Raw genomic sequence first — 6482 nt, 5'->3', positions numbered from 1 at the left:
GATTCTAAGTGACAATTCTTTTTCAGCGATTATCTCTTTATAAGCTTGAATCTCTCGCTGAAGGCGAAGAATCTCTTTGTCTTTATCAGAGTTACTAACGCTGGATGGGCTTGAAAAACCTCCTTTTTCGTACTGGGAAACCCAGTTATAAATGTTTGCACTCGAGACGTTAAACTCCTTAGATGTCTTAGCAGCTCCGTGTTCTTTGTAGTAATTCACTATGGTCAGTTTTTCCTCCTGGCTCCATGATTTTTGATGCTTTCCCATTGAATCACAAATTTAAAAGTTATACCCTAATTTGTGTCCAACTTTTTAGCGGGCTAGATTCCACCTTATCAACTGGTTTTTAATAACTTAGATAGATTGATACACTAAATGACCGATACAATGATAGAAATATTTTTGTATCGGTTGTTTGACAATTTGGCAACTTTTCTCATTTTATTATTACCGTATTTTGCATCACAAAATATTTGGATTATTAAAGACATAAGCTATGGTGTGACATGCTGATATTTATCAGCCAGCGGGCCAATTAATGCCTATCTACGGCACCAGTGGCTAACCCAAACCCGTAATAATTATTCCGCTGTAGTAGTTCTACTAACCATTCATTACTACGCAGGTGTTGTCAAGATGGTTCTCTAGGTAGTATTAAATCTTGTAAAAGCCCAATATCTATCCCTATTCAGTACTTTTTATTATTTCGTTGAAAGAAGGGTTTGAAACAGAATATCTGACATCAACACTATCCCCAACTTTATAGCGTGTGATTTTAGAGTTACCCCTGTATGATTTACCGTCAATGAAAAATTCATAGGAATAATAAAAACGATGCTCAACAGGGCTATGTCCTACATAGTTTTCTTCATTTATAATGACAGCCTTTATTAGTTTACTTTCGTTTGATAATTGATACCTTCTTATACCACTCTTTACTAAAAAGTAAATAGGATAACCAGTAGTACGACTAGCAAGTTAAAGTAAAATGTTAAAGAAAATATATTTTTATTAGTAGTCTGTTCTTTTCTTGATTTCATCTTTGGTTGGGTTGGGCTGGTTACTACTAAAGCATGTTCAAAAGCGAGGTAAAATTAGTTACCTCCCAACAAACACCCCCGACCGCTTACCCGTCGATTTTTGGGCGTGATACACTTCTTCTCCATTTACCCAAACCCGTTCGATGCCCGAAGACAACGCCGTTGGGTTTTGAATGGACGCATTGCCATTGACTCGATTTGGGTCAAACAATACCAAGTCGGCATAAAAAGCAGGCTGAATGAGTCCTCTTTGCCGAAGTCCTAGATTTTCTGCCGTCAAGGAAGTCATTTTCTGAATCGCCGTTTCTAGGGGCATGAGTTTTTTGTCACGAACATAATTTCCCAACACCCGAGTAAACGCCCCGTATCCGCGCGGGTGTCCACCCCAACCACCGTCAGAACAAATCGCCGTAAACGGCCAAGCGAGGAAATTAGCCACGTCGCTCTCGCTCATTGACTTACCCATTATCGTTTCGGTACTTCCCTTAAAATCAGGATTTTTTTCATCGAAATCTGCCGCTTCCGCAATCAGCCCCATGAGCGTTTTAGATGTTGTTTCTTTTCGGATGGCGGCAATTTCTGAAATCGTTTTACCCACGTACGCGGCGTTGGGGGCATACCTCACCAATACTGAACCAGAGGGGTCAAACAATTGGTTAACGGCAAATTCGGCACTTTCGGCGTTGGTATAGTCTCGTTTTGGAAACAACACCCGCAAGGTCGAATTCCAAAAATCGTAGGGATAACAGTCGGCTGTGATATTAATTCCTTGCGCTCGCGCTTTTTGCAATGTCCCCAATACTTCCCGCGAACGCCCCCACTGGTCGCGTTTGGCTATTTTGATGTGAGAAATCTGGACGGGCATTTTGGTTTGCCGTCCAATATCAATGATTTCGTCCAACGCCTCATCAAACCCAATGTCTTCGCTGCGAATGTGGCTCATGTATCTTCCGCCCGCTTTGGCAGCAACTTTGGCCAATTGCAGCACCTCATCACGGTTGGAGAAAAATGCAGATTCATATTCCAAGCCCGTCGCCAACCCCAACGAACCTTTTTCCATTTCGGCTTTGAGGTCGAGCTTCATTTTTTCAATTTCGTCTGTTTTAGCGGTTCGGAACAAGCTTTTCGCCCCCATCGCTTTGGCCCGTAGGGTCGAGTGTCCTGTATATGTTGCCACGTTGACAGCCACGGGCTGTTGCTTCATTCGTTTTTGCAGGGTGTCAATCGGGTAGCTACTTCCGTCTTGTCCAATCACAATGGTCGTAATTCCCTGGCTCACCAAGGCTTCGGCATCAGGGCGGTTTTCCAATCCTCCAAAATGGTGGCTGTGGGCGTCGATAAACCCAGGCGCTAACACCAATCCGTTGGCATTGACCACTTTCTCTCCCACAAAAGGCTGCAAATCACCGATTTCCCAAATACGGTTATTTTTGATACGAACGGCACCCGCATAAGAAGCGATACCCGTTCCATCTACTATTTTGGCGTTGGTAATAAGTTCGGTCGTAGGAAGTTTGGCAGCTTTTCCTTCTAAAACCTGTTGTGCTACCCGAATCGCCGTTCCATCTTCCGAACTCGTGAGGGCAATAAACGTCCATTGCTGCGCTAGGTGCCGTTCAATAATCGTTTGAAAACCAACCCAGCCTCCCGTATGGGAAACTTTCGTCCCATCTTTATCCAGCCCCCACCCAAAGCCATACCACGAAAACGAGCCATCGTTAAGTTTGGCAGGCTTAAAAGCATCTTGCAGCGTAGCTTTTTTAATCAGTTTTTCGGTCAATAATGCCTGATCCCAAATCAACAAATCTTCGACAGAAGAATACACATTTCCATCCCCCCAAACTCCGTCTAAACGTATCAAATCATTTGCCACATATTTCCCATTTACTCGTTTGGAGCCATACACCCTATTTTCGGGTGATTGGGGCATGGTAAGGGTGTAGATGTAAGTATTTTTTAATCCCAAAGGTTGCACAATTTTCCGTTCAAAATAGCGCTGAATGGGTTCTGCAGTCAACTTTTCAATTAAGCTGGCCAACAAAATATACCCCGTATTGCAGTACGAAAATTGGGAATTGGGTTGAAATTGCAACGGCGGACGGTGGTTTTTGAGCAATTTTAACACACCTTCATTTGTTAAAGTATCAAGTGTGGTATTGTACTGCGTTGCCAAATCAAAGTACTCGGGCAACCCGTGGGTGTGGTTCAACAAATGCCGAATCGTGATGGTATCGTAGGGAAAATCAGGCAGGTGCTGTTTTACCTTATCATCGTATTGGAGCTTTCCTTCTTCTTTGAGTATCATCACCATCATGCTCGTAAACTGCTTTGACACCGAAGCTAGGTTGAAGGCGGAGGCCGTTGTTAAGGATTGAGTAGCATTGGCCGCTACTGTTCCAAACGCTTTTTTATACACCGTTTTTCCTTCTTTAGCCACCAAAAATGTACCATTCAACATGCCACGTTGATGGAGTAAGGTGAAAGAGGAGTCGAGGGTAGCGAGTTTTTGAGCATTGGGTTGGGCCATTGCAGTACCCAGAGCAGTCAAGGCAAGGCATAACCAGCAAGCCTTACGAGCCCATTGATGAAGTGTGCTGTACGAAGCCATTTTTGATCAGTTATAAAAAAAGCGTGAGACCGAAATGGACTCACGCTTTTTAAAGTTATAGATGATACGCAACTACTTTTTCAACGCCTTCGGTGTCAAAATCATACTCATGCGTTTACCTTCCAATTTTGGTTCAAGTTCTACTTTCCCCACCTCTTCCAATGCCTTGGCAAAGCGCTCAAGGAGTTTATATCCTTGGTCTTTAAATACAATCTCACGACCAGAGAATTGCACATACGCTTTTACTTTGGCTCCTTCTTTGAGGAAGTTAAGGGCATGTTTCAATTTAAAATCGTAATCATGATCATCAGTCGTTGGACTAAAGCGAATTTCTTTAATCACAACTTTCTGAGCATTGGCTTTGATTTCCTTTTGCTTTTTCTTTTGCTCGTACTTGAATTTTGAGTAATCAATGACCTTACAAACAGGTGGAACAGCATTAGGCGAAATTTCTACCAAGTCTAAGTTTTGTTCCTCCGCCATTTTAAGTGCTTGTTGGATGTCAAAAATTCCTTGTGGAACATTTTCTCCAACCATCCGCACTTGTGGTACACGGATACGTTCATTAATACGGTACGGTTCTTCTTGTCTTACTGGGCGAAAAGGTCTGCGTTGTTGTTGAGCCATTCAATAATTAAATTATGGTAATCTTGTGTTTGATGCGAAAACTAACGAATAGTTGAATTTTCTACAAAAATTTGGTGAAAAAAGTTTAAAATTTAGTGCAAAGTTAAAATTTCTTGCGAAACTTCCAGCTTATTTGACTTTGAAAGTCGTAGTACCGATGCGAAAACCTTCACAGTACAACTCAATCGTGTGTTCGCCTTTTTTCAACGGAACGCCTGCTCTTGAGTAAATGATAGACCCTTGTGAACCATCATTGCTGTAGTTTAGTGCTTGTTTTGCGGTATATACAGTCTCGCGGCCGCTGTACAAAAACGTACCCGAACCCGTCGCCATGTCTGCCATAACTGCTCCTTCAGGATCAAGGATTCTCAAATAAACGTCACGGTTTCCGTTTTTCGCAATTGGGTTACCCGCCAAATCAAAATCTACTTTCAACTTGTCGATACGTTTTGCGCGGTAGCTTCCACCGTCGCGTTCTTTGCCTTTTGAAGAAACCGCGTTTACTTCTATTTTTTCGGCTTTCAACGCAGAGGCAATCGTTACTTTATCAGCGAGTTCTTTGTTTTTGGTACTCAAATTACCCACCGAATCTTCAAACGTACGTTGTAAGTTTGCTTTTTCGCCCTCAAGCCCCGACACTTTGGTCGAAAGTTCCTGATTCTGAGCGGTTACAATACCCAACTCTTCTTTCAACTTGGCAATATCTTGGTCTTTTTGGGCCAAAATTGCTTCGTAGTTGGCAATTTTTTGTTTGTATTTTGACACATCTACCGAGGCCGCTGTTGCCGAATTTTTCAACGCAGCCCGATCGCGGTCAAGTTGTTGTTTCAACGTAATCAATGAATCCACTTGTCCTCCTAACTGCTGAATTTCAGCAATTTTCAGGTCTAGTTGAGCTGAAATTGAGTCAAGTTTCATTTTGGTAGCCACGACTTCTTCCGTTTTTGCCGCAATCACCGTTTCTTGTTCTTTATTCTTTTCCCGTTCTTTGTAGAAAAAATAAATTAACACCACGTTGAGCAGCGCTAAAATCGCTAGTGCAGCAAGGAGCAGGCTTTTGCGGTCATTCTTTTGTCCTTGATTGTAGTCCATAATGTTTGTTAATTAGTTAGAGTAGTTACCGCCCAAGAAACGTGAGCCTTGGGAATTTATTGCGAAAAATAACAAAAAATTCAATGTCAGAAAATCAGCTCCCCCCCAACGAAGACGAGGAAGAAGAATATTACGAACATCACCGCATTGTGGCCGATAAAGGTCAGACCTTGATGCGCATCGACCACTACCTCAAACATCATCTTTCGGGAGTCACACGGACTAAGCTTCAAAATGCGATTGAGACTGAATCGGTCAAAGTTAATGATAAACCTGTAAAGTCAAGCTATAAAGTAAAACCGTTTGATATTATAACGGTTGCGATGCCGCATCCACCGAGAATTACGGAGATTTTGGCTGAGAATATTCCCCTCTCAATCACTTACGAAGACCCCGAAGTACTGGTACTTAACAAACCAGCAGGGATGGTCGTACATCCTGCTTACGGCAATTGGAACGGCACAGTGGTCAATGCACTTTTATATCACTTTGAAAATTTGCCTACGGGGCGAAACGGAGAAGCGCGTCCTGGCCTGATCCACCGAATCGACAAAGACACGTCGGGGCTGTTGGTCATTGCCAAAACCGAATATGCGATGGCTCACGTGGCCCGACAGTTTTTTGAACACACCACCGAGCGTACGTATTATGCCATCATTTGGGGGATTCCCAAAGAAGATAAAGGGACAATTGTGGGGCACATTGGCCGAAGTGCCCGCGATCGAAAAGTAATGGCCGTTTATACCGATGGAAGTCAGGGCAAACACGCCGTTACCCACTACGAAGTACTTGCTACCTATAAATATGTATCGCTCATCAAATGCAAATTAGAAACGGGGCGAACGCACCAAATCAGGGCGCATTTTCAATTTTTGGGCCATCCACTTTTCGGTGATCCTGTTTATGGCGGCGATAAAATCTTGCGCGGAACAACGAGCGGAAGCTACCGAGCTTTTGTCGATAATTGTCTGCAAATTTTGCCTCGTCAGGCGCTTCACGCCAAATCGCTGGGCTTTGTCCATCCTCGTACCAAACAATGGTTACAGTTTGAGTCCGAATTGCCAGAGGATTTTAGGACAGTGCTGGAAAAATGGGACAAATACGCCAATCAATAG

6 protein-coding genes are annotated in these 6482 nt (G+C 43.1%); 1 reads left to right on the top strand and 5 read right to left on the bottom strand.

What is annotated here, in order from left to right; translation table 11 throughout:
* The 5 genes from K339_RS0106470 to K339_RS0106455 all read right to left on the bottom strand — a co-directional run.
* Positions 1-267 (bottom strand): transposase (locus K339_RS0106470; RefSeq protein ID WP_028522887.1); only part of this gene is annotated, 267 nt, incomplete at its 3' end.
* Positions 268-684: 417 nt separating this feature from the next.
* Positions 685-876, bottom strand: coding sequence for a DUF3592 domain-containing protein (locus K339_RS38160; protein ID WP_445508778.1), 192 nt, complete (start codon positions 874-876; stop codon positions 685-687).
* Positions 877-1098: 222 nt separating this feature from the next.
* On the bottom strand, positions 1099-3648 hold the full coding sequence (locus K339_RS0106465; protein ID WP_028522886.1) for a serine hydrolase: 2550 nt from the start codon (positions 3646-3648) through the stop codon (positions 1099-1101).
* Between the two features lie 72 nt (positions 3649-3720).
* Positions 3721-4275 carry a translation initiation factor IF-3 gene (infC, locus tag K339_RS32735; protein WP_051397838.1) on the bottom strand — a complete coding sequence of 185 codons (555 nt, stop codon included), beginning with the start codon at positions 4273-4275 and terminating at the stop codon, positions 3721-3723.
* Between the two features lie 129 nt (positions 4276-4404).
* On the bottom strand, positions 4405-5367 hold the full coding sequence (locus tag K339_RS0106455; RefSeq protein WP_028522885.1) for a DUF8428 domain-containing protein: 963 nt from the start codon (positions 5365-5367) through the stop codon (positions 4405-4407).
* 83 nt (positions 5368-5450) lie between these two features.
* Here K339_RS0106455 and K339_RS0106450 point away from each other — a divergent pair, with 83 nt between their 5' ends.
* Positions 5451-6482, top strand: coding sequence for an RluA family pseudouridine synthase (locus tag K339_RS0106450; RefSeq protein ID WP_028522884.1), 1032 nt, complete (start codon positions 5451-5453; stop codon positions 6480-6482).

Origin of the sequence: Runella limosa DSM 17973 (genome assembly GCF_000482465.1) — a bacterium.
GTDB classification, from domain to species: domain Bacteria; phylum Bacteroidota; class Bacteroidia; order Cytophagales; family Spirosomataceae; genus Runella; species Runella limosa.
The sequence above is the reverse complement of the archived record's forward strand: the minus strand, read 5'-3'. Positions and strand labels throughout refer to the sequence as shown.

Bases quoted from the DNA above. Each gene is read 5' to 3' on its own strand.
- K339_RS0106465 (WP_028522886.1), bottom strand. From the start codon at position 3,648: ATGGCTTCGTACAGCACACTTCATCAATGGGCTCGTAAGGCTTGCTGG.
- K339_RS0106450 (WP_028522884.1), top strand. From the start codon at position 5,451: ATGTCAGAAAATCAGCTCCCCCCCAACGAAGACGAGGAAGAAGAATAT.
- K339_RS0106455 (WP_028522885.1), bottom strand. From the start codon at position 5,367: ATGGACTACAATCAAGGACAAAAGAATGACCGCAAAAGCCTGCTCCTT.
- infC (WP_051397838.1), bottom strand. From the start codon at position 4,275: ATGGCTCAACAACAACGCAGACCTTTTCGCCCAGTAAGACAAGAAGAA.